Below are 21,650 nucleotides of genomic sequence, written 5' to 3'. Positions count from 1 at the left end.
AAACTTTTAGGTTTATTTTTTTTCTTCTTTAGTATCTTTTCCTAAAGCTTTTAAGAAGTTTACAAACTCAACAGGTGAAGTTAAAACTCTTTTTGCAATATTTACAGGAACAGAAAAAGCATCTTTTGTAAGGTTTGTAGATATTTTTGGATTATTTAAAGCCCCAAAGATGTTTACCTTTGTTTCAACTCTATTATCTTTTCCTAATAAAACATAATTTACAATAGGAATTGCACCAACTACTTTTGAGTAATCTTTTAGAAAAATTAAATTAATTTCTGAATCTATTTTTTCAGTATTTAAATCTATTTTTCCCTTACCATCAAAATCTATTCCATTTCCAACAGTTGAAACTCTATTGATATCTAAAATCTTTTTATCTTGATGATAATCAAATTCTAAAAGTCCATCAATTAGTTTATACCCTGTTAAATTAAAACCACCATTAGTTGCCATTCCTACAACAGAAGGAATAGCAAGAAGAGGATTTATCAATGCAGGTGAAGTGTTGATAAATAAAAGTAAATTATTTAAAATAGCTAAATCTTCAATTTTCACATCTTTTAAAATCATTTTACCTTTAATAGATTCAGGTGTTCCGTTTGCTAAAAATTGCATATTATTACCACTTAAAATCTTTTTATCAAAAATAGTATTTATAAAAGTATCACTTATATCACTTGCAAATATATCTATTTTTTTGTCTTTTGATTCTTTGAAGGTAAAATCTGTTTTTTTATGATTTAAATGGAAATATTTATTGTTGTCTCGTAATCTTAGTGAAAATTTATCTGCTAAGAATTTAAATTTTTCATTTACAATAATTGTAGAGTTCTCACCTTCAATATTTAAATCACGTATCTTACTTTCATCTTCATTTTTAGTATTTACTAAAACATCGTAATTTTTAAGATCTATATCTAGCTTTTTACTTCCTGTTGCTTTTAGTTTAATTTTCTTATCTAATGTTTCAATACTTGCAATATTATTAGCATAAGTACCTTTTATATCAAGAGAACTAACTTTCTTTCCTTCTTTTTGTATAGGAATATCCAAATCCTTAACACTTGCACTAAAGCTAATTAAAAAAGGACTTATTTTTGCCTTTGCACTTACAATATTATAAATATCATTATCAAGTTTAAACTTTGCATTTTTAGCATTAATATTTAATATAGGTAATTCTTTATTTGAAGAACTTTTAGTATCTATTACAATATCTGTATCAATTAAAGATATAAAAATATTTTTATTTTTTATTTCAACTTTTATTTTTTCATCTAAAGTATCAACTTTTACATAATCTTTTTTTATTAAACCTTTTACTTGCAAAGAATTAATTTTCTTATTATTTCTTTGCAGAGGAAAATCTAAATTTGATATTGACGAAGTAAAAGAAATATCATTTTCATCTTTTATTTTTAAAGCTAAAACTCCATTTTTAATATTAATATCTTGTAGTAACTTTGAGTATTTGTAAATAGAAGAAAGTTTTTTAATATCAACATATATCAAATCAGCTATTTTAATATCAGTATTTATTGCATCTAGTTTTATTTCTACATCATTTTTATATGAAAAGAATAATGGTGTTTTTACTTTTGTAATATTTACAATTTTATCACCACTATCTTCAATTAAAAAAGATTTGATATAAGCATTTCCTTTTGCACTTGAAGTATTCGTATCAATAGTGAAATTTAAATCAGCTTGAATCATATTTTTATGTTTAATATCAGCATTTACAACTTTTACTTTTGAATTATCTAAAATTACAGTAGCTTTATTTGTACTAAATAAAAAACCATTTAAATCAATATTAGATTTTCCAAGAATAAATTTTCCTCTTGTGTCCATTTTTTTCTTTGCAGCGTAAGGAATTTTCAAATTTACACTTGCATTTGTAAAGCCAGTTTTTTGAACTAGAGGTAAGTTAATATTATAATTTTTTAATATATTTAATATTCTATTATCTAATTTAGCTTTACTAGCTTTTATATTTACTTCTACAAGACCATTTCTTTCACTTGTTAAGTTATGTATATGAACATAGCTTCCATCAATTTTGATTTTTTCATAAACAGGTTCGATTAAATCTAAAATTAATTTATCATTTTTAAATGAAACATCAATTTGCGTTGTAGAAATTTGTTTAGCATTTTTATTAAACTTGATTTTTGCATTCTTTATTACAGCATTTCCAGATAAGGACTTTTCAATAATCTTATTTTTTTCTAAATCAAAGCTTCCATAAAACTCTTTTAATTGTAATTTACCTTTAACATTATCATACATCCATGCTTCTGCAATACTATCAAGTCTAAAAAATTTCTTTAAAAAACTTAGGCTTTCAAACTCATTACTATTTAAATAAAAGTTTGCTAAATCTTTAGTCATATCTAAAGTAATATCACCGTTAAGGTCTTTATAATTGTATTTTCCTAGTAAATCAAGTTTTTCTTTGTAATAATCAATTTTAGCTTTTCCACTTAACATTAATTCAACATCTTTTAAATACAAAGAATAAATATCAAATATTACTTGACTTGAATTAAACTCTAGTTTTGAAGAGATATTAACAAATTTATTATCTAAATATAAAGCTTCTTCATTTAATGCAATTGTAAATTCATTTCCATCAATTTCTAATTTTCTAATATCAATTTTTTGAAATATTTTTAAGATTGTAGGGAAAAGTTCTATATTCTTTTTTAAATCATCATAAGAGCTTGTAACAGAAGATTTTTTTGATTTAATACTTATTTTTTCTATGTCTACAATAAGCTTTTTATCTATTTTTATATAGAATTGCGAGAGAGAAACATTCCCAAAAGACAAAGAGTTTATTTTTATGCCAGAAAACAACACCGAAGATATTAATATTATAGAGACTAAAAGAAGACCTAAAAAAAGTTTAATTGCCTTTAACATTATCGAGCTATTCCTTATAGTTTGTATTATAGTTTTATTTTATGTAACGATTCCAATGAGTTCAACAAAAGTATTATTCATCCCTAAAGGAAGTACAAATAATACAGTAACTTACCTAAATAATAAGGGTTTTGAAATGAATATAATTGATAAAATTATATTAAGATCAATAGGATTTATTCAAAGTGGATGGATTGACTTAAATGAAAACCAACTTACAAAAATGGATTTTTTATATAAACTTACAACTTCAAAAGCAGCCTTAAAAAACATCACTTTAATTCCAGGTGAAACATCATATATATTTTTAAGACAATTAGCAAAAGAGTTTAACTTATCAGAACAAATACTTGAAGAAACTTATAAAAAATATGCTTATAAATTAGATGGTAATATCTTAGCAGATACTTATGCTTTACCTTATGGAATGAATGAAGATCATATGATCTTTTATTTATTGTCTCAAAGTAATAAAAGATATGAAGAGTTTTCAAAAAAGATATTTGGATTATATGATAAGAAAAAATGGTACCACTATCTTAGTTTAGCTTCTGTAATTCAAAAAGAAGCTGCAAGTGTTGAAGAAATGCCAATTGTTTCAAGTGTTATTCATAATAGACTTACAAAAGGAATGAAACTTCAAATGGATGGAACTTTAAATTATGGGAAATATTCTCATGTTAGAGTAAGTGCACAAAGAATTAAAGAAGACACTTCATCATATAATACTTACAAAAATAAAGGTTTACCTAAAAACCCTGTTTGTGCTGTTAGTTTAAATGCTATTAAAGCAGCAATTTTTCCTGTAAAAAGTGATTACTACTATTTTGTAAAAAACAATAAAACAGGCCTACATAAGTTTTCAAAGTCATATAAAACTCATGTTAATAATATCAGAGCTAATGTAGGTGTTAAAAAAAGTTACACTAAAGTTAAAGAAAAAGAAACTAGAGTTGATAAAGAAGCAAAAACCATTATGAAGACCGATGTAACGAAGCAGAAGCCAAGAACTATTAAATCACTTTGGAATAATGTAAAATAATTAATGTGCAATATTGAAACACACCTTTTTTTGCAGTAAAATTAAACTAAACTTTAAATAGCCCTAAATTGAATTACTGATATTATATCATCAATATAAAAATTCAAATTTAGGAATAAACATGTCAAAGATTATTTACACAAAAGTTGATGAAGCTCCTGCTTTAGCAACATACTCTTTCTTACCAATGATTAAAGCTTTTACTAAAAGCTCAGGTATTGAAATGCTTACAAAAGATATCTCATTAGCAGGAAGAATTCTTGCTAATTTTCCAGAGAACTTAAAAGAAGACCAAAAAATCGCTGACCACTTAGCAGAACTTGGTGAATTAACTCAAGATCCAACAGTTAATATTATTAAATTACCAAACGTTTCAGCTTCTGTTCCACAGTTAAAAGCTTGTATTGCAGAATTACAAGAAAAAGGTTACGATGTTCCTAATTATGATGCATCACCTGAAATCACAGCAAGATACGGGAAAATCTCTGGTTCAGCAGTTAATCCTGTATTAAGAGAAGGAAACTCAGACAGACGTGCTCCTGGAGCTGTTAAAAACTACGCTAAAAACAACCCTCATAGAATGGGTAAATGGACAGCTGATTCTAAAACTGAAGTTATGCATATGAATGAAAATGATTTCTATGGTGCTGAATTATCAACTACTTTTGATAAAGCTGATGATTTAAAAATCTCTTTTGTTGATGCAAATGGATCTGAAACTGTTTTAAAAGCTTCTACACCTGTTGAAGCTGGAGAAATTATTGATGCTACTTGTATGAGTGCTAAATCTTTACAAGAATTTTACCAAACTGCAATTAACAGAGCTAAAGAGCAAGATGTATTATTATCTTTACACTTAAAAGCTACAATGATGAAAGTTTCTGATCCAATTATGTTCGGATTTGCAGTTAAAGTATACTTCAAAGACTTAATTGCTAAACATGGAGAACTATTCGATTCTTTATGTGTTAACTTTAACAATGGTTTAGGAGATTTATACTCTAAATTAGACCAAGTTGATGCAGATAAAAAAGCAGAAATTGAAGCTGATATCGCAGCTGTTTATGCTAAACAACCAAGACTTGCAATGGTTAATTCTGAAAAAGGAATTACAAACTTACATGTTCCATCTGATGTTATTATTGATGCATCTATGCCTGCTATGCTTAAGGGTGGTGGTAAAATGTGGAATGCTGATGATAAAGAAGAAGATACAGTTGCAGTAATTCCTGATAGATGTTATGCACAATCTTTCCAAGCTGTTATTGATGATTGTAAAGCAAACGGTACATTAGATGTAACAACAATTGGTACTGTTCCAAATGTTGGGTTAATGGCTAAAAAAGCTGAAGAGTATGGTTCACATGATAAAACTTTCCAAGCAGCAGCTGCTGGAAAAATCGTAGTTACTAATACTGCTGGAGAAACTGTATTCTCTTTTGATACAGAAGAAGGTGATATTTTCAGAATGTGTCAAGCAAAAGATGCACCTATTCAAGACTGGGTTAAATTAGCAGTTACAAGAGCTAGATTATCAAACACTCCTGCAATTTTCTGGTTAGACGAAAATAGAGCTCATGATAGAGAAATGATTAAAAAAGTTAATAAATACTTACCAGAACATGATACTACTGGTTTAGATATTACAATTGCAGCACCTGTTGATGCTACAAAAACTTCATTAGAAAGAATGAGAAAAGGACTTGATACTATTTCTGTAACTGGAAATGTTTTAAGAGATTACAATACTGATTTATTCCCAATTTTAGAATTAGGAACATCTGCAAAAATGTTATCAATCGTTCCATTAATGAAAGGTGGAGGATTATTTGAAACTGGTGCTGGTGGATCTGCTCCTAAGCACGTTCAACAATTTGCACAAGAAGATTACTTAAGATGGGATTCATTAGGTGAATTCATGGCTTTAGCTGCATCTTTTGAGCACTTAGCAAATACACAAGGTAATTCAAAAGCACAAGTTTTAGCTGATACTTTAGATAAAGCAACTGGAACTTTCCTTTTAAATGACAAATCACCTGCTAGAAAATTAGGTTCAATTGATAATAGAGGTTCACACTTCTATTTAGCAATGTACTGGGCACAAGAATTAGCTGCACAAACTGTTGATGCTGATTTAGCTGCAGAGTTTGCACCAATTGCAAAAGCAATGACAGAAAACGAAGATAAAATTGTTGCTGAATTAGTAGCTGGTCATGGTAAACAAATTGACATGGGTGGATACTACTTACCAAATGATGATTTAGTTTCAACTGCAATGAGACCATCTGCAACTTTAAATTCAATTATTGGATAATAATTAATTTAAATTGTATAAAAAAGGCAAGGCTTAGGTCTTGCCTTTTTTTATTTAAAGATAAAATAAAAAGGACAAAAGATGAAACAGATTTTAGAAGTTGAGAATGTAAAATGTAAGGGCTGTGCAAATACATTGATTACATCATTAAAAGAAGAATTTGGTGAGATTGAAGTTGACCTAAATGTTCAACCTCGAAAAATTACACTAGATTTAGAAGATGAGAAAAAAGAAGCTTTAAAACTTAAGCTAAGGGATTTAGGATATCCTTTAACAACAGATGAATTATCAGGTTTACAAAAAGCTAAAACAACTGCTAAAAGCTTTGTTTCTTGTGCAATTGGAAAAATGAATACTTAAAAAAATAGGCTAAGAAAACACCATAAATTAGGCTTTGTCATGTTGTGTCGTGTTTCCTTTCGTAACCGACAAAACCTAAAACTGTATATAATAATACAAAAAGGAATATTATGGGTTTAAAAGAATTAAGAATTAAAAATAAGTATTCACAAGGAATTAGCTTCTCTAAGTAACTTAAGTACTAGAACAATACAAAGAATAGAAAAAGAGAATAAAGCAAGCTGTGAATCAATTATCGCGCTAGCTAGTGTATTTAAACTGGAAGTAGATGAGTTTGAAAAATATTTAGAACCTAAAGATGGTAATTTTATAAAAAAAGACAATACATCTAATACTAATTTCTTAAACTATTTACAAAATGATAAAAAAACAATTTACTTTTTATTTATAAATATTTTTCTAATTATTATAAACATTAGTACAAACTATGAGAATTTATGGTTTCCGTATGTACTAATTGGCTGGGGATTTCCTCATTTTTATAAAAGGTATATTAGCTATAAAAATTTATAATTAAAAATTCTAAACAATATATCTATATTAAATTACACAATTAATAAACTTTTATATTATAAAGTACTTTATTAAATATAAAGGATTATTAATGAAAATATTTATTTTTACACTTGCAATAGCCACACTACTTTTTGCACTTTTTGTTGGTTTTCAAATATCACCAATAATTACAAGTATTTTTATCTCACCTATTACTTATTTATCTAGTTTTTTTAATGAGATATTTATAGACTTACCTTTCTTGGCACACTCATTTTTAATAATGATCGCTTCTTTATTTTATTTATCATTATTTATTATAATACCAAGACTTTTTTTTAAAAGATTTATTAATTACAGACACTATAAATAGTGATTAGTCTTTATTTATAGTATTATTTTAATGATGATAGCAAAGAAGCTATATATCTATCTATCTCTTCTTTTTTAAGACCATTTTCTAAAGCACCCTCTTTAACTTCACCTTCACTAATTTTTACAATTGAACTATCTTTATTAACTTTATACACAAAATATTTTGTTTGTGTATCATCAAAAAGATTTAATGCTTTTATTAATTCACCATTTGTATCATTAATCATCGGAATTGATGAGCCTTGATTTAACTCTGCAAGTTTTCCATTAACCGCAAGTTTTTTTATAAACCAAGGTGTGTTAGAAATGTTTGCAAGTAAAACAATGTCTTTTCTAGTATTTAATTTTAAAGTTTCAACTAAAGACAAGGCATCATGATTTAAAACAATAATATATTTCTCTAAACCATCTTTGAATAAGTCAGCTTTTTTTGCGTAACCTGAGATTCCAATAACTTCAAAGTGCTTTGGAAAGGATGCAGTATTTAATTTGGCATTCACATTTTTATCTAAATTTGCTTGTTCTGGTGCAGTTAAGTATACTAATAATGCAAATCCAATTACACCTAAAAAAACTATTTTCAAAGTATTTATCATTTTTTATTTTTCCTATTAATTAATTATTTTTTTGTTTTTTAGCCCATCTTTTAAATAAACGATAAGTTGAGATTGATTCATCAATTTCTTTTGCATTTATTATGTGCTCCACTAATTCATTTGCTAAATATGGGGATAATACAAAACCTCTACCACCTACACCATTTAAAATATAAAGGTTTTCAATTTTATCAAGCATTTTTTCTTTTATATGCGTTCCATTTTTTAAATGTGGGAACTTTTCAAAACTCTTTTTTGAATCAATCAATTTCCCTAACATTGGAAAATAATCAGGACTTGAAGCTCTAGCACCTATTTTAATATCAACAACTTTTACATCATTAAGTTTTACAATATTATTAGCTAATTCTATTAATTCTAAGCAATCTTGATTTACTATATTTTCTGTATAACACTTAGAACAATCATTGTTAAGGTTTGCAACTTCAACACAATAATTACAAATATCTTTATTACAATTAAACCTATGATGTGTTGCACCTATTGATAACTTAAAAAGGTTTTCTTTATCTGTTTTAACAGCTTTAGATATAGAACACGCTTTATGGTAGTTAAAACCTACACAAGTACTTGATAAAACATCAATTTTTTGACCCCAAACTGCTCTAATATCAAAATATTTTTCTTCTATTAATTTTGTATTAGCACCTGTACAAAGTATAAGATTTTTTGTTTTTATTTCATTGTTTAAAAACCAAACATCATCTTCTTTTATAATTGTATCAATACTATAATTTAGCTTTTTCTTGATATCTTCAACTAATAAATTACAAACTTCACTAGGATTAATCCAAGAACCAATATCAAAGAAATATCCATCATCTAAAGCTTTATATTCAAAATCCATATATGGAATATATGATTTAAACTTTTCTCTATCTTCTTCATTTTTTGGTATTCTACACACCCCATTATTTTGAAAAGATATACTATTTATTTCTTTATAAAAGCTAGTTGAAAACTTTAAAGATTTTGTTATTAAATCTTTAAATACATTTGGTTTTCCTAAAAGTGGAGATAAAAAAGCACCAGCTGCTCCACTTGCTCCAAAGGCTATTTCTTTATTTTTATCTACTAATAAAACAGATTTAGAATACTTAGATAAAAAATATGCCGTACTACATCCAGCAATTCCAGCTCCTACTATAACATAGTCAAATTCTTCATAGTTATTAAGCATTTTTATCCAATTCTTCTAATAATTGATAATTAGGTCGCCAATACCCTCTTCCACCCCTTAAGCTAATACATTTATAATCAGGGAATTTCTTTTTATAAAAGTTGAGTCTTTCTTTTGTTGTTTTTCCAGTATCACAATAAAACACGAAAACTGTTCCCTTAGGCATCAATTTCATTTCATAAGGATTATAAGTAATAGTTTCAATTTTATCAAGTGGTTTTAATATTGTATCTATTAAAACTACTTTAATGTTTTTATCTTCTAGCTGTTTTGAGTATTTATATAACTCTTGTTGAGTCCACTCATCTTTTTCAAACATTGTAATCCATTTAATTTTAATTAATAAAATCCTAACTAAATACATAGAAAATAAGGCTTAAACACTAAAGTTTTTCATATTAAATCATCAAAATAGTAGTATAATTGCTAAATATATTTCAAACCTTGATTGACTTTGACTCAAGTTTTAGATATAATTAAGACTTAAAAAAGAAATAGTTTATAATAATATAGGAAAAAATATGGCGAAAAGTTTATACGAAACACTAGAAGTAAATGAAAATGCATCAGCAGATGAAATAAAAAAAGCATATAGAAAATTAGCAAGAAAATATCATCCAGATGTGAATAAAGATCCAAAAGCAGAAGATAAATTTAAAGAAATAAATGCAGCTTATGAAGTATTAAGTGATGAGCAAAAAAAATTACAATATGACCAACATGGAGACTCTATGTTTGGTGGTCAAAACTTCCATGATTTTGCACAAGGACAAGGTTCAAATGTAGATTTAGATGAAATGCTAAGACAAATGTTCGGTGGTGGCGGAGGCTTTGGAGGTGGAGGTTTCTCTCAAAGTGGTTTTGGAGGCTTTAATGAACCAGATCTAGATACTAGTGCACAAATAACAATTGCATTTGATGTATCTATTTTAGGTGGAAAACAACATATTTCATTAAATAATGATTCATTTGATATAAAAATTCCAGAGGGGATTCAAGATGGTCAAAAAATACGTGCAAAAGGAAAAGGTAAAGCATATCAAGGACAAAGAGGAGATTTGATTTTAAAAATTAATGTTGCTCCTAGTCCTGAATATGAAAGAGAAGATGATACATTAATCAAAACTTTTGATATACCTCTAAAAACAGCACTATTTGGTGGAAAGATTGAAATAAAAACAATTCACAAAACAATAACATTAAAAGTTCCAAAAAACACTAAACAATATCAAAAATTTAGAGTTAAAGAACTTGGTGTTTTAAATAGAAAAGCAGGTGTTAAAGGTGATTTATATTTAAAAGCAAATATAGTATTACCAAAGATTGATGACTTAGATGAAGAGTTTGTAAAAATTCTTGAAGAGAAACTTCCTGAGAATTAAAAGGATTGATTTATGGAAACAAATAGTTATATTGAACCAGTTTTTTTAATCTCAGCGGTTGCAGAGATTTTAGATATTCACCCTCAAACACTAAGACAATATGAAAGAGAAGGTTTAATAACTCCTTCTAGAACAAATGGTAAAATTAGACTTTATTCACAAAAAGATATAGATCATATAAAGTATGTACTAACGCTAACTAGAACACTTGGAGTTAATTTAGCAGGTGTTGATATGATTTTACAGTTAAATGAGAAAATAAGCCTATTAGAAGAAGAAATACATACATATAAAACAAAAATTAAAAATATAAATAATTTAGCAGTTGTTCCAGATACAAAAGCACTTGTTGTACAACAAACGTCTTTTGATATTGTTATTGTAGAGAAAAAAGAAGAAGATTAATTCTTCTTCTTTTTTAAAATTGATATTGTACTACGTAGTCTCTCATTAAAGGTGGTACATCTAAATAGTTATCATCATCAGTAGAAATTGCACTTTGTGTTCCATCTTCTGAACTTTCAGATGTTTCTTCATGTTCATCGTTTTTAGATTCAAAACCAGTTGCAACGATAGTTATTTTAACTTCATCAGTTTCAAGCGTTGAATCAGATGTAGTTCCAAAAATAATCTCAGCATTTGAATCCATTCTATCATTTATAGTTCCCATAACATCATTAATAGCAAATAATGATACTTGTGGATGAATATTAAAGTGAATTAAAATACCTTTTGCACCATTTAATGATACTTTATCAAGTAAAGGAGAGTCAATAGCATCTTCTAATGCTCTTTGAGCAGCATCTTCACCTTTAGCTTTACCAATTCCCATTAAAGCCATACCACGATGTTGCATGATAGTTTTAACATCAGCAAAATCCGTATTAATATCTGAATTTCCTGGATTTAAAATTACTTCAGACATCCCGTTAACTGCTTGGAATAAAATATTATCAATAATTTTAAAAGCGTCTTTCATTCCAACATTTTCATCAATGATTTCTAATAACCTATCATTTGGTACTACAATAATTGAATCAGATACTTTTTTAAGTTCTTCAAGTCCAAGATTTGCTAAGCCTGCTCTTTTTTTACCTTCCCATGTAAATGGTTTTGTAACAACAGAAACAGTTAATGCTCCAATTTCTTTTGCAGCTTTAGCAATAATAGCAGCAGCACCAGTTCCAGTACCACCACCAAGACCAGCAGCAATAAAAATAATATCAGCACCTTTTAGTGCAGTTTTTATATCTTCGTATGATTCGACAGCTGAATCTCTACCAATTTCAGGTTTCATTCCTGCACCTAAACCTTTAGTAAGTTTAAGTCCAAGTTGAATCTTCTTTGGAGCTTTTGAAATATGAAGTACTTGTAGGTCTGTATTAGCTGCGATTAAATCGATTTTATGAGAACCTTCTTTAATCATGTGGTTAATCATATTACAACCACCACCACCAACTCCAATTACTGCAATTTTTGCTACATTATCTGATAAAACTTTATTTGGCATATCCACTTTTATATCATCCACTTTAAATAAATTATCCATTAAAACCACTCCGATACTTTACTCCAAAATTTTGAAACACCTTTTTTATTATCTTTTCTAAGAGGTGTTAAAATTGTTGGGTCATCATTTTTTAAGCTTAAATCTGATTTTTCATTTGATTCAGATTTAGTATTAATTGAATTATTGTTTATTGTTTTTTCTTCAACAATAGCCTGTTGTTTCTTCACTGGTTTCATTAATTTTTTACTTGAATCTAATTCGTAGTTTCTATTAATTCCTAGAGAATAAACTAATAGACCAACTATTGTTGACATTCGTGAATCATCAAAACTCATATATCCATTTTCAATATTTTTAGGGTTTGATACTGAAATTGGAATTCCATCATAGATTTTTTCAGCTAAAGCTTTTATACCTTCTAAATTACTCATACCACCTGTTATTACAATTCCAGAACCAGCATTATCTAAGATACCGCTTTTCTTTAATTTGTTTTTTACAAGTACAAGAATTTCTTCAACTCTTGCATGAATAATAGTTTGAATATAATCTAATGCAACTTCAGAGTGAGTATCTTCATCTCCAATTCTTGGGATTTTAACTTTTGTAACACCAAGTTCATTTGAAGCAGAAAAGTTTTTTGTTAAAGAACCATATTCTGTTTTAATTTTCTCAGCAGCTGCTGGAGGAGTATGAAGCATTACAGATAAATCATTTGTAATATGGTTAGAACCAACTGGTATAAAACCATTAAAGATTAGTGAACTACCTTTGTAAGATACAAATTCTGTTGTTGTAGAACCTATATTAATTACAGTTGCTCCAAACTTTTTTTGCTGTTCATCTAAAACAGAAATAGCTGATGCATAACCATCTAAAACAAATCTAGTAATATCAACACCTGAAATTTTAAGAGCTGATTTAATATTTGTAAGAGCTGTTCTTTTTGCAGTAACAATATAAACTGAAACTTCAAGTCTTGAACCATTCATGTTAAGAGGATTATCAACATCAACAGAATCATCAACTTTAAAGAAAATAGGTACAACATGAACTACTTCATATTCAGGAACAATAGTTGCATTATAAAGGGCCATTTGCATTACTTGGTTGATTTCAGTTTCAGTAATCAAACCATTAGGAACATTTACAGAACCTGAGCTTCGAATACTTTTTGTATAACTACCTGAAATAGAAACAACTGAAGTTTCAATAACCTCTGTTGTACTTCTTTTCGCTATATTTATTGCATCTTTTATAGCTTTTGAAGCTTCTTCTATATTTATAATTATACCCTTATTAACACCCTCACTCTTTTGTAAGCCAGTACCAAGGATATTAATATTTGATTCTAAATCATGCTTTGCTATAACTGCTGTTATAGAAGATGAACCAATATCAATTGCTAAAAGAGTATTATTCAATTTTATTCCTTTGTTTCTATAGAAGATTGAATTTCAAAAGTATTTTCTAATCTTTTTACTAGATTATTCATTAATTCTTCACTTTGTAGTTGAATTAGTGTACTTTTTACTGATTCTTCTTTTGTTTTATCATTAGCTCCTAATTTTGAAGCATTGATTTTGTAAAGTACTACTTTCCCATTTAATTTAATAGTTCCAGTTTTTTCATTTACTTGAAATAATTGACTTAAGAAATTAGAAGCTTCTTGTGGATTTAAACCAGTAATTTTATCAATTGATTGTCTTGAAACATTTTTAGCTTCAATACCACTAAAGTTTTCTAACTCTTTTTTAGCTAATTCATCAAGCTTTTTATCTTTTGCAACAACTTCATACGAAGCTTTTAGATCTTCTAAAGCTTTTTCAAAAGAAAGAGGTTTTGATTGATTAATCTTAACTACTTTAACGATAATGTATTTATTATCTTGTAAAAATGGTTTTAATAAATCTCCTTGTTTTGCTGCAATAATTCTTTGATTGTTTTCAGCATTAAACTTAAGCTTACTTTGGTCAAGAATTGCTGATGAAGTTAATTTTTCTTCATCTTTTTTAATTTTAAGATATTTCTTTAAAGCTTCTTTTTTAGTAAATTTAGCATCTAACTCTTTGATAACCTGAGCTTTAGCTTCTTCATAAGATTTTAATTTTCCATCTTCTTTTTTGTAATCAGTTTTAAACTTTGCATGATGCTTTTTAATATCTTCTTCTGAAGAATTAGCAGATACTACAGGAACTTCACTTGTTTGAAGTTCATAAGAAATTTCTGACATGTAAGCATTTTTATTTGATTCCCAGTGTTTTTTTAGTTCATCTTGTGTAGGAGTTACAACAATATCTTTTGCTTCTAAAATTTTGTATGTAATGTCATCTTCAACAAATAGTAATTTTGTTAAGTTTTCAACTTCAACACTGTTTGGAGTAACATCAAATAATGCTTGAACTTTTTGAAGTAAAATATTTCTTTTTAATGATTCTTCAAATTTTACAGGTGTTGTTCTATTTTGAGACAAAACTTTGATATATGTTGGTTTATCAAATTTTCCATCTTTTAAGAATGCGTTATATTTTAACAATTCTTTTGCAATATCTTGATCTGTAATATCTAAACCTAAAGTATCAGCATACGATAAAATTAAATTCTTTTGAATAACTTGCTTATAAGCAACATCTCTTAAATTTAATTTATTAGCCATCTCTTCGTTAAAAGTTTCACCAAATAGTCTTGAATATTGATCATAAAGGTTTGAATACTCTTGTTGATATTCTTCTATTGAAACTTCTCTATCTCCAACGACAGCTACTGTTCCACCCTCTTTTCCATAATCATAAGAACCCCAGCCGACAAAGCCTGCTCCTACAAATGCGATGGTACTTATCCAAATAGTAATAACAAGCCATCTTTTATGTCTTTGCATCCACGTAATCATTAAATATAATCCTCTTAAAAATTTTAGATATATTACTAAAGATTTGCTTGTATTTTAGTTAAAGATCTATTAGTTTATTTTTAATGTCTGGCTTAGATAATAAATCGTTTATAACTGACTCTCTAATCGTTATTTCTAACTTTTTACAAGCACTTACAAATGCTTCTTCTTCACCAACAATAAAACACATTTTTTTAGCTCTTGTAATTGCTGTGTAAAGTAGCTTTGTATTATGCATAATATAGTGAGAAAAACTCATTGGAATTAAAGCATTTTCATACTCCATTCCTTGAGTTTTGTGAATTGTTAAACAATATGCTAAAGATAATAAAGATGAGACATTATCCAAGTCATAAAATACTACCATATCATCATTAGGATATAAAACAATACATTTATTTTCATCAAAATCAAGCTTTATAATAAGTCCTAATTGTCCGTTAAACACCCTTTTTTCTAAAAAATCACTTGAACCATTTTTATACATACTCATTGTTTGAGCTCTCATGTTTTCATTTTTAATATGTATTACTTTATCAGTTATTTTATACTCATAAAGTTTAGTTGCATAAGCTTTACCTTTTGTATGATTAAATAGTTTTTGTAACTGCATATTTAGATTCTCAACACCTAACAAACCACCTTTCATAGGCGTAATCACTTGAAATAATGTAAGTGCTTTATTTATTTTTTTCTCTTTTATTAAATCAAAATATTCTTGAATATAACCTGCTGAAATATTTAATATATTATTTAATATAAACTCAGAATTTTCTCCTCTAATATCAGCAAATTCATTTGATGAGTTAGAATTTTTTTGTGCATAATAATTTGAAATTGAGACATTGATAAACTTAAAATCTTCATACTCTTCATTATATTTTGGGACTTCACCTTTTCTAATATCATTTGCAATTAATGCAATTGCTTGGTTTTCATTTTGTCTATATATTTTTGTTAATTTACAAATAGGAGCTAAGTCATATTTAATTGAATCAGCAAGGATATTCCCAGCACCAATAGCAGGCAACTGACCATCATCACCAACTATAATAAAAACTGTATCATCGTCGATTTTTGAAATAATCTGATAGAAAGTTACTGAATTTACCATTGAAGCTTCATCAAGTAAAATAACTTTATAAGGAAAAAAATCTTTTTCTTTATGTTTTACCAATAGTGATTGAATGGTTGCAGAGTTATAGCCTGTTGTGTCAGAAATCCTTTGTGATGCAATTCCACTTAAAGCAATTGTAATAATATCGTCATAAGAAACAACTTCTTCTAATAGTTGTAAAATAGCCTTACTTGATGTAGATTTACCTGTTCCTGCATATCCAATTAAAAAAAGTGTTTTATGTCCATCATTTACAAGTTCAACTGCTTTTTTTTGTTCACTACTTAACTCAAAACCTAAAGTAAGCTGCTTTTTTACTAAATAATCATCAAAAGTAGCAATTATTTTACGATTCAAATCATTTTGTCTTCTTTGAAAAAATTCTAAAGTTCTTTTTTCTGCATAATACAGAATTGAAGGAGAATAACGATTTTCTTTTGTAACAAAAATTTCTTCTTCAACAAGCATTTTTGTAAGTGACTCTTCGTATAAATCATTTTTATCGCTAAAACGTAAGGAATCGTCTAAAAGTTTGTACAGATGTGATTTATCAATTGATGAGTTACCATTGTTGTCACAATATTCTCTTAAAGTGTAGTTTAAACACGCCATTATTCTAAACTGCGAGAAAGGATCAATTCCTAAAGCTTTTGCAATTTCATCTGCACGCTTGAACCCAATTCCTTTTATATTTATTAAAAGATACGGATTTTTTTTGATTTTCTCAATTAAGTTATCAACTTCACCAAGTGATGAGTAAATTCTTGTTATTAAATTTGAAGTTACTCCGAATTTTGCAAGAAAAGAGCCTAGCTCTCTTAAGTGTTTAAATTTTTGCCAAGAGTTTACAATCATATTAAGTTTTTTTTCTTTGATGCCTTTAAATGTTAGTAGCTCTTCAGGATTGTCGTTTAATATTTTTACTAATTCATCTTCAGTATATTTTTCTAAGAGTTCTTGTGCAAACTTTTTGCCTACACCTTTTACAATTTTTGTAAGAAAAAAGAATATTTCGGCTTCTTTGAGCTCTAAAGTATCAAATTCAAATTGAACTCCATATTTTTTATGTGTAGTCCAATTACCGTTTAATACAACTTCTTCACCTACAATTTTTTCTATTTCAGTATCAAAATATGCACCACAAATTTTTTGATTGTTTTCTAAAACAGCGATTACATATTTTGTTTCTTCATTTGTATAAAGAACTTTTTTTATAACTCCCGTGAGTTTGAAGCTTTTATACTCTTCTTGCTTTGCCATTAATATTCATCATTAAATTTTTTATGTTTATGTTTATCTTTACTATATGACTGACTCTTTTTCTCTTTTTGTAAAAGATTTGCATCTTTTAGTAAAATTGCTCTTTCATTTTCAAAAGTTTTTGAATGTTCATTTACAAATTGCATAGTTTTTTCTATAAAGTTTTTTACATCTGTCATATATGATGAATAAAGTTCTATTTCTTCCGCTTTTTGCATCTCTTCATAATTTTTCAAAGTTCTTTTTTTAAATAATTCATGATCAAAATTTTCTAATTTTAATAAAGATACAGTTCTTGTAAAGAATTTTTCTAAAACTCTTATATATCTAATTCTTATTTGTTTTACGTGTATTTCTTTAATAATAACTCCAAGTTCTCAATAGGTCTAGCAATTACAGCTTCATTACCAATTATAATTATCGGTCTTTCAATTAATTTTGGGTTCTCGTACATTGCAGTAATTAATTCATCTTCATTATCGATATTTTTTAAATCTAATTCTTTATAGATTTTTTCACCAGTTCTTAAAAGATCTTTTGCACTAATTTTTAACAATTTTAAAATATTTGTGATTTGTTCTTTTGAAGGATTTTCTTCTAAGTATTTAAATACTTTTTTATTTATATTTTTTTCTTCTATTAAGTTTAATGCATTTCTTGATTTTGAGCATCTAGGATTATGCCAAATTGTTATATCTTCCATATTTAAATAAACCTTTTTCTATAATTATTGTGATTATAGCTAAAAGTTTTTTATAGTATATAAAATTATTACACTTTGTAATGTTTAATATTAAAAGCTTGTGCTAATTCCTACAGTTGGGCCTTTAAATTCAAGTTTTGTATTATCATAATCAACTGTTCTATTTTTGTATCCAAGGTTAAAAATTAAATTATCATTATTAAATATTTTATATCCGAGATTTAAATAATATTCATATGCACTTTTGATTTCATCACTATTTTTTCCATAAAATCCACCATACTCAACAAGAAATCGATCTCGATTATTTTTCATATGAAATTCAAATGTGGGAAATTTTTCTGAATTTTTATCAGATATCCCTAATAAAGATAATTCTAATTTTAAAGAATTAAATCCTAAACCAACATTTAGGTTCTCTATTTTATGCAAATATATCAAACGATACCAATCAGTATCATAATTAAAGGAATTGAGTAATTTTCTATTTACATTAAAATAATCAGCCTTTAAAGTATGATTTTTATATGTAAAAGATATTTCAGGAATAATTTCATGCGTTTTATCAGTATCTTCATCTTCTATTGATGAGGATACATGCATATATGAAAGTTTTGGAGTTATTTTAATATCTTTAATAAAAGTATTATTTGTGATTTTTGTATTATCATTTAAAATATTTTCTTTTTTATATTCTTTTATAGCTTCACTGTTTTTAATATTTGCAGTATTTTGAGATATTTGTTTTCTAATTTGACTTTTTTTAATTAGATTTGCTTCATTAGCTTTTTTATAATTTCTAATTTGTGTTTTCTTGATTTTTTTTACTTCTGGAATTTTTTCATTACTATTTTTTTCAATTTTAATAAAGTTATATTCAACTTGTTTTTCTTTTGAAAATTTGCTAAAAGGTACATAATCTGAGCTCGCAAATAAGCTTGCACCAATTGAAAGTAATAAAAATCCTCTAATCATATAAAACACTCCGTAATAAAAAATTTTAAGATTCTATCATAAAAATTATTAAATCACAATTTTGGAAGTAAGGCATCAAAATTTTCTAAACCTAAATCGTTTGCATCTAAGTGGATTTGACCCATTTTATATTTTTTATTATTTAAAACTATTGGAGAAAAGGTATTCAAAGAATTGTCGTTATTATTAGTTTGGAGAACAAACACATAATAAATAGAAATATCACTTATTTCATCTATTTCTAATTTGCTAATAAATTCATCTGGCAAAGTGAAGATTATATTTTTTAAAGCTCCAAAGCTCATTAATTTAATCTCTTTTTCATTTTCTACACCTGTGATTGTAGAAAAGAAATCATCTAGTTTTTGAAAAAAGAACTCTTTTTCATTTTCAAAACCATCAATAGGAATAGTAACCTCATATTTCATCTAAAAGCCTTAGAATAATTTTGTTCTTCTTATTGTATATTAAAAGTTCTTAATATAAAAAGTATAATTTATTCTATTATGTTATACTACAAGTATGGTAGTATCACAAAACCCAACACTAAATATACTCATAGCAAAAGAGAATAAAGCTCTTGAAACTGTACTAAAAGAAGCAGATACAAAAACCCTTCAAAATATGGTACAAAACAAATCATCCTCTCCTGCTGATGTATTAAAAAATTTATTTGAACAGGCAAAAAGTGGTGCTAAATCAAATACAAATATAGAAAGCATGTTAAAAAACTCATCTGCATTTAAAGATTTAGGTTCTTTTTCAAGTTCTACATCAACATTGTTAGATCAAATTGATGAAGATAGTAATTTAAGTAAATTCAAACCTTTGTTACAAAACTTTTTAAAGAACATGAACAGCCTAGATGAAAACACTTTAAAAGAACAAATAAATAAATCAGGTGTTTTTCTTGAATCAAAAATAGCTCAAAATAGTTCAAATAATTCAAGTTTACCAAATAAGGTTGAGCAGTTATTAAATCAAATACAAAATATTACAAAAGGTTTAAATACAACTCAAGCTAAAGTGGTTAATGACTTAATTACAAAACTTACACAAAATACAAATTCAAATAGCGATCAATTAACAAATATGAAAACACTACTTACTTCTTTGCAAGATTTAAGTAATAGTTTATCGAATAAAACAACTCAAAACCTATCAAATCTAACAAATCAGCTTAGTTCCATGATTGATAAAGCAAGCTTAATCGAATCAAAACTTCAAAATACAAACTCAAATCAATTATTAGATAATAAAAATACAATTAATAATCAAGCAAAAGAGTTATTATCACAAATTAAAAATGAAGTTTTAGGGAACAATCCTTCAAATCAAACTAAAAATCTTTTAAGTCAAATAGATACTTTAATTAAAACAAATGATTTATTTGCTAAAAATGATAAGTTAATTGAGCCAAAAGTTTTACTTAATCAATTGATGAACTCAAGTGATATAAAAAATGCTAGTAATTTAAACTCTAATATCTCTTCTTTAGTTTTAAATTTAAAAAATATTACAAATGATATTAATAATCTTGAGCAAAAAGTTTTAAATTCACAATCAATTGTAAATGATAAAGCATCATTAATTGATAATTTAAAACAAAACTTATCACAATTAAAACTTGAACTATCAAATATGAGTGGTCTTGATAGTAAAGCAGCTAATCAAATGATTTCAAAATTAGAAAATATTACAACACTTTTTTCAAAAATTGATAATCCAATTTCTAATTTACAAAGTAATATTGCTAGTAATATTAGTACTTTTACAAGTAATTTCTCATCAAATCTAAATACATTATTAATGTCAATGAAAGAAGATATTACAAATTTAGCTACTAACCAAAATAACAATAATGCACAAAATAACTTATTAAAAGCTATTGATAAAATTGAAGTTATATTAAAAGAAAATATTATAAATCCAAATACACAAATGATTTCAAAAAATGAAACAAATCCCTTATCAAGTGATATGAAATCAATTTTATTACAAATGAGCGATGAATTAGCTTCTAAAACAGATGCAAAATCACAAGAGATGTTTAAGCAAGTTGACAAAATGATTACCCAGATTGATTACCATCAGCTTTTATCTCATACAGGAAATTCAAATAGTGTTTATGTACCTTTTTTGTGGGATATGCTAGAAGATGGTTCTATAAATATGAAAAAAACTGATGAAGAAAAATTTTATTGTCAAATAAATTTAACATTAAAAGATTTTGGAAAAGTTGATTTAATGCTTGCCATGTATGATAAAAATAAAATTGACATTACAATTTCTGCTCAACGAGATCATTTTAAAACAGCAGTAAAAGAGAACCTTCAAAATCTTAAAATTGCTCTTAATGAAGTAGATTTAATTCCAGTTAATATTAAACTGCTTGATTTAAAAGAAGAAAATGAAAAAAGTCAAACAGATATAAAAACTGAAGCATTTGTAAATCCATATAACAATCAAAACTTGACTAGTGTTGATATAAGGGTTTAA

The 21,650-nt window shown here is 26.6% G+C and carries 20 protein-coding genes; 8 read left to right on the top strand and 12 right to left on the bottom strand.

Annotated elements, in window-relative coordinates; genetic code table 11:
- Positions 1–12: 12 nt before the first annotated feature.
- On the bottom strand, positions 13–2,931 hold the full coding sequence (locus D3Z07_RS01665; protein WP_228200563.1) for a YhdP family protein: 2,919 nt from the start codon (positions 2,929–2,931) through the stop codon (positions 13–15).
- A gap of 55 nt (positions 2,932–2,986) precedes the next feature.
- Between D3Z07_RS01665 and mltG the strand changes: the two genes are divergently transcribed.
- The 5 genes from mltG (at position 2,987) to D3Z07_RS01645 (ending at position 7,515) form a co-directional block, all read left to right on the top strand.
- The gene (gene mltG, locus D3Z07_RS01660) at positions 2,987–3,973 is read left to right on the top strand and encodes an endolytic transglycosylase MltG (RefSeq protein WP_228200562.1); all 987 of its coding nucleotides are present in this window, start codon (positions 2,987–2,989) and stop codon (positions 3,971–3,973) included.
- A 121-nt stretch (positions 3,974–4,094) separates the two neighbouring features.
- The gene (locus D3Z07_RS01655; protein WP_076087088.1) at positions 4,095–6,287 is read left to right on the top strand and encodes an NADP-dependent isocitrate dehydrogenase; all 2,193 of its coding nucleotides are present in this window, start codon (positions 4,095–4,097) and stop codon (positions 6,285–6,287) included.
- Between the two features lie 81 nt (positions 6,288–6,368).
- Entirely contained in the window at positions 6,369–6,647 is a 279-nt protein-coding gene (locus D3Z07_RS01650; protein WP_076087090.1) for a heavy-metal-associated domain-containing protein, read from the top strand.
- A gap of 138 nt (positions 6,648–6,785) precedes the next feature.
- Positions 6,786–7,160, top strand: coding sequence for a helix-turn-helix domain-containing protein (locus tag D3Z07_RS14415; RefSeq protein ID WP_407641343.1), 375 nt, complete (start codon positions 6,786–6,788; stop codon positions 7,158–7,160).
- Between the two features lie 91 nt (positions 7,161–7,251).
- Positions 7,252–7,515: a hypothetical protein gene (locus D3Z07_RS01645; protein ID WP_076087092.1), complete on the top strand. Its 264-nt coding sequence runs from the start codon at positions 7,252–7,254 to the stop codon at positions 7,513–7,515.
- A gap of 22 nt (positions 7,516–7,537) precedes the next feature.
- On the opposite strand, the gene D3Z07_RS01640 is transcribed toward D3Z07_RS01645, so the two are convergent.
- Genes D3Z07_RS01640 through D3Z07_RS01630 form a run of 3 tightly spaced genes read right to left on the bottom strand, consistent with a single transcriptional unit; the run spans position 7,538 to position 9,633 of the window.
- Complete coding sequence (locus D3Z07_RS01640; RefSeq protein WP_076087094.1) at positions 7,538–8,113, bottom strand: hypothetical protein; 576 nt, start codon at positions 8,111–8,113, stop codon at positions 7,538–7,540.
- 19 nt (positions 8,114–8,132) lie between these two features.
- Positions 8,133–9,314: an FAD-dependent oxidoreductase gene (locus tag D3Z07_RS01635; RefSeq protein WP_122892898.1), complete on the bottom strand. Its 1,182-nt coding sequence runs from the start codon at positions 9,312–9,314 to the stop codon at positions 8,133–8,135.
- Complete coding sequence (locus tag D3Z07_RS01630; RefSeq protein WP_076087098.1) at positions 9,307–9,633, bottom strand: type 1 periplasmic-binding domain-containing protein; 327 nt, start codon at positions 9,631–9,633, stop codon at positions 9,307–9,309. The genes D3Z07_RS01635 and D3Z07_RS01630 overlap by 8 nt, the downstream gene beginning before the upstream one ends.
- Positions 9,634–9,835: 202 nt before the next feature.
- On the opposite strand from D3Z07_RS01630, the gene D3Z07_RS01625 reads away from it, so the two are divergent.
- Entirely contained in the window at positions 9,836–10,696 is an 861-nt protein-coding gene (locus tag D3Z07_RS01625; protein WP_076087100.1) for a DnaJ C-terminal domain-containing protein, read from the top strand.
- Positions 10,697–10,708: 12 nt separating this feature from the next.
- The gene (locus D3Z07_RS01620; RefSeq protein WP_076087102.1) at positions 10,709–11,101 is read left to right on the top strand and encodes a heat shock protein transcriptional repressor HspR; all 393 of its coding nucleotides are present in this window, start codon (positions 10,709–10,711) and stop codon (positions 11,099–11,101) included.
- 13 nt (positions 11,102–11,114) lie between these two features.
- Here D3Z07_RS01620 and ftsZ read toward each other — a convergent pair whose 3' ends face one another.
- The 8 genes from ftsZ to fliW form a co-directional block, all read right to left on the bottom strand.
- Positions 11,115–12,245: a cell division protein FtsZ gene (gene ftsZ / locus D3Z07_RS01615; protein ID WP_076087104.1), complete on the bottom strand. Its 1,131-nt coding sequence runs from the start codon at positions 12,243–12,245 to the stop codon at positions 11,115–11,117.
- The gene (gene ftsA, locus D3Z07_RS01610; RefSeq protein ID WP_076087106.1) at positions 12,245–13,630 is read right to left on the bottom strand and encodes a cell division protein FtsA; all 1,386 of its coding nucleotides are present in this window, start codon (positions 13,628–13,630) and stop codon (positions 12,245–12,247) included. Before ftsA ends, ftsZ begins: the two co-directional genes overlap by 1 nt.
- 2 nt (positions 13,631–13,632) lie before the next feature.
- Positions 13,633–15,096: a peptidylprolyl isomerase gene (locus D3Z07_RS01605; protein ID WP_122892897.1), complete on the bottom strand. Its 1,464-nt coding sequence runs from the start codon at positions 15,094–15,096 to the stop codon at positions 13,633–13,635.
- Positions 15,097–15,154: 58 nt separating this feature from the next.
- Positions 15,155–17,473, bottom strand: a complete 2,319-nt coding sequence (locus D3Z07_RS01600) for an AAA family ATPase (protein WP_076087111.1) — start codon at positions 17,471–17,473, stop codon at positions 15,155–15,157.
- Complete coding sequence (locus D3Z07_RS14195) at positions 17,473–17,709, bottom strand: hypothetical protein (protein ID WP_228144656.1); 237 nt, start codon at positions 17,707–17,709, stop codon at positions 17,473–17,475. The genes D3Z07_RS01600 and D3Z07_RS14195 overlap by 1 nt, the downstream gene beginning before the upstream one ends.
- Positions 17,710–17,816: 107 nt before the next feature.
- Positions 17,817–18,176 (bottom strand): arsenate reductase (glutaredoxin), encoded by a 360-nt coding sequence (gene arsC, locus D3Z07_RS01590; RefSeq protein WP_076087115.1) that lies wholly within the window; start codon positions 18,174–18,176, stop codon positions 17,817–17,819.
- A 90-nt stretch (positions 18,177–18,266) separates the two neighbouring features.
- Entirely contained in the window at positions 18,267–19,151 is an 885-nt protein-coding gene (locus D3Z07_RS01585; RefSeq protein WP_122892896.1) for a hypothetical protein, read from the bottom strand.
- Positions 19,152–19,204: 53 nt separating this feature from the next.
- Entirely contained in the window at positions 19,205–19,579 is a 375-nt protein-coding gene (gene fliW / locus D3Z07_RS01580; protein ID WP_122892895.1) for a flagellar assembly protein FliW, read from the bottom strand.
- A gap of 94 nt (positions 19,580–19,673) precedes the next feature.
- Between fliW and D3Z07_RS01575 the strand changes: the two genes are divergently transcribed.
- Entirely contained in the window at positions 19,674–21,650 is a 1,977-nt protein-coding gene (locus D3Z07_RS01575; protein WP_122892894.1) for a flagellar hook-length control protein FliK, read from the top strand.

The sequence above is a fragment of the Arcobacter peruensis genome, assembly GCF_003711085.1.
Lineage (GTDB): Bacteria > Campylobacterota > Campylobacteria > Campylobacterales > Arcobacteraceae > Poseidonibacter > Poseidonibacter parvus.
The sequence above is the reverse complement of the archived record's forward strand: the minus strand, read 5'-3'. Positions and strand labels throughout refer to the sequence as shown.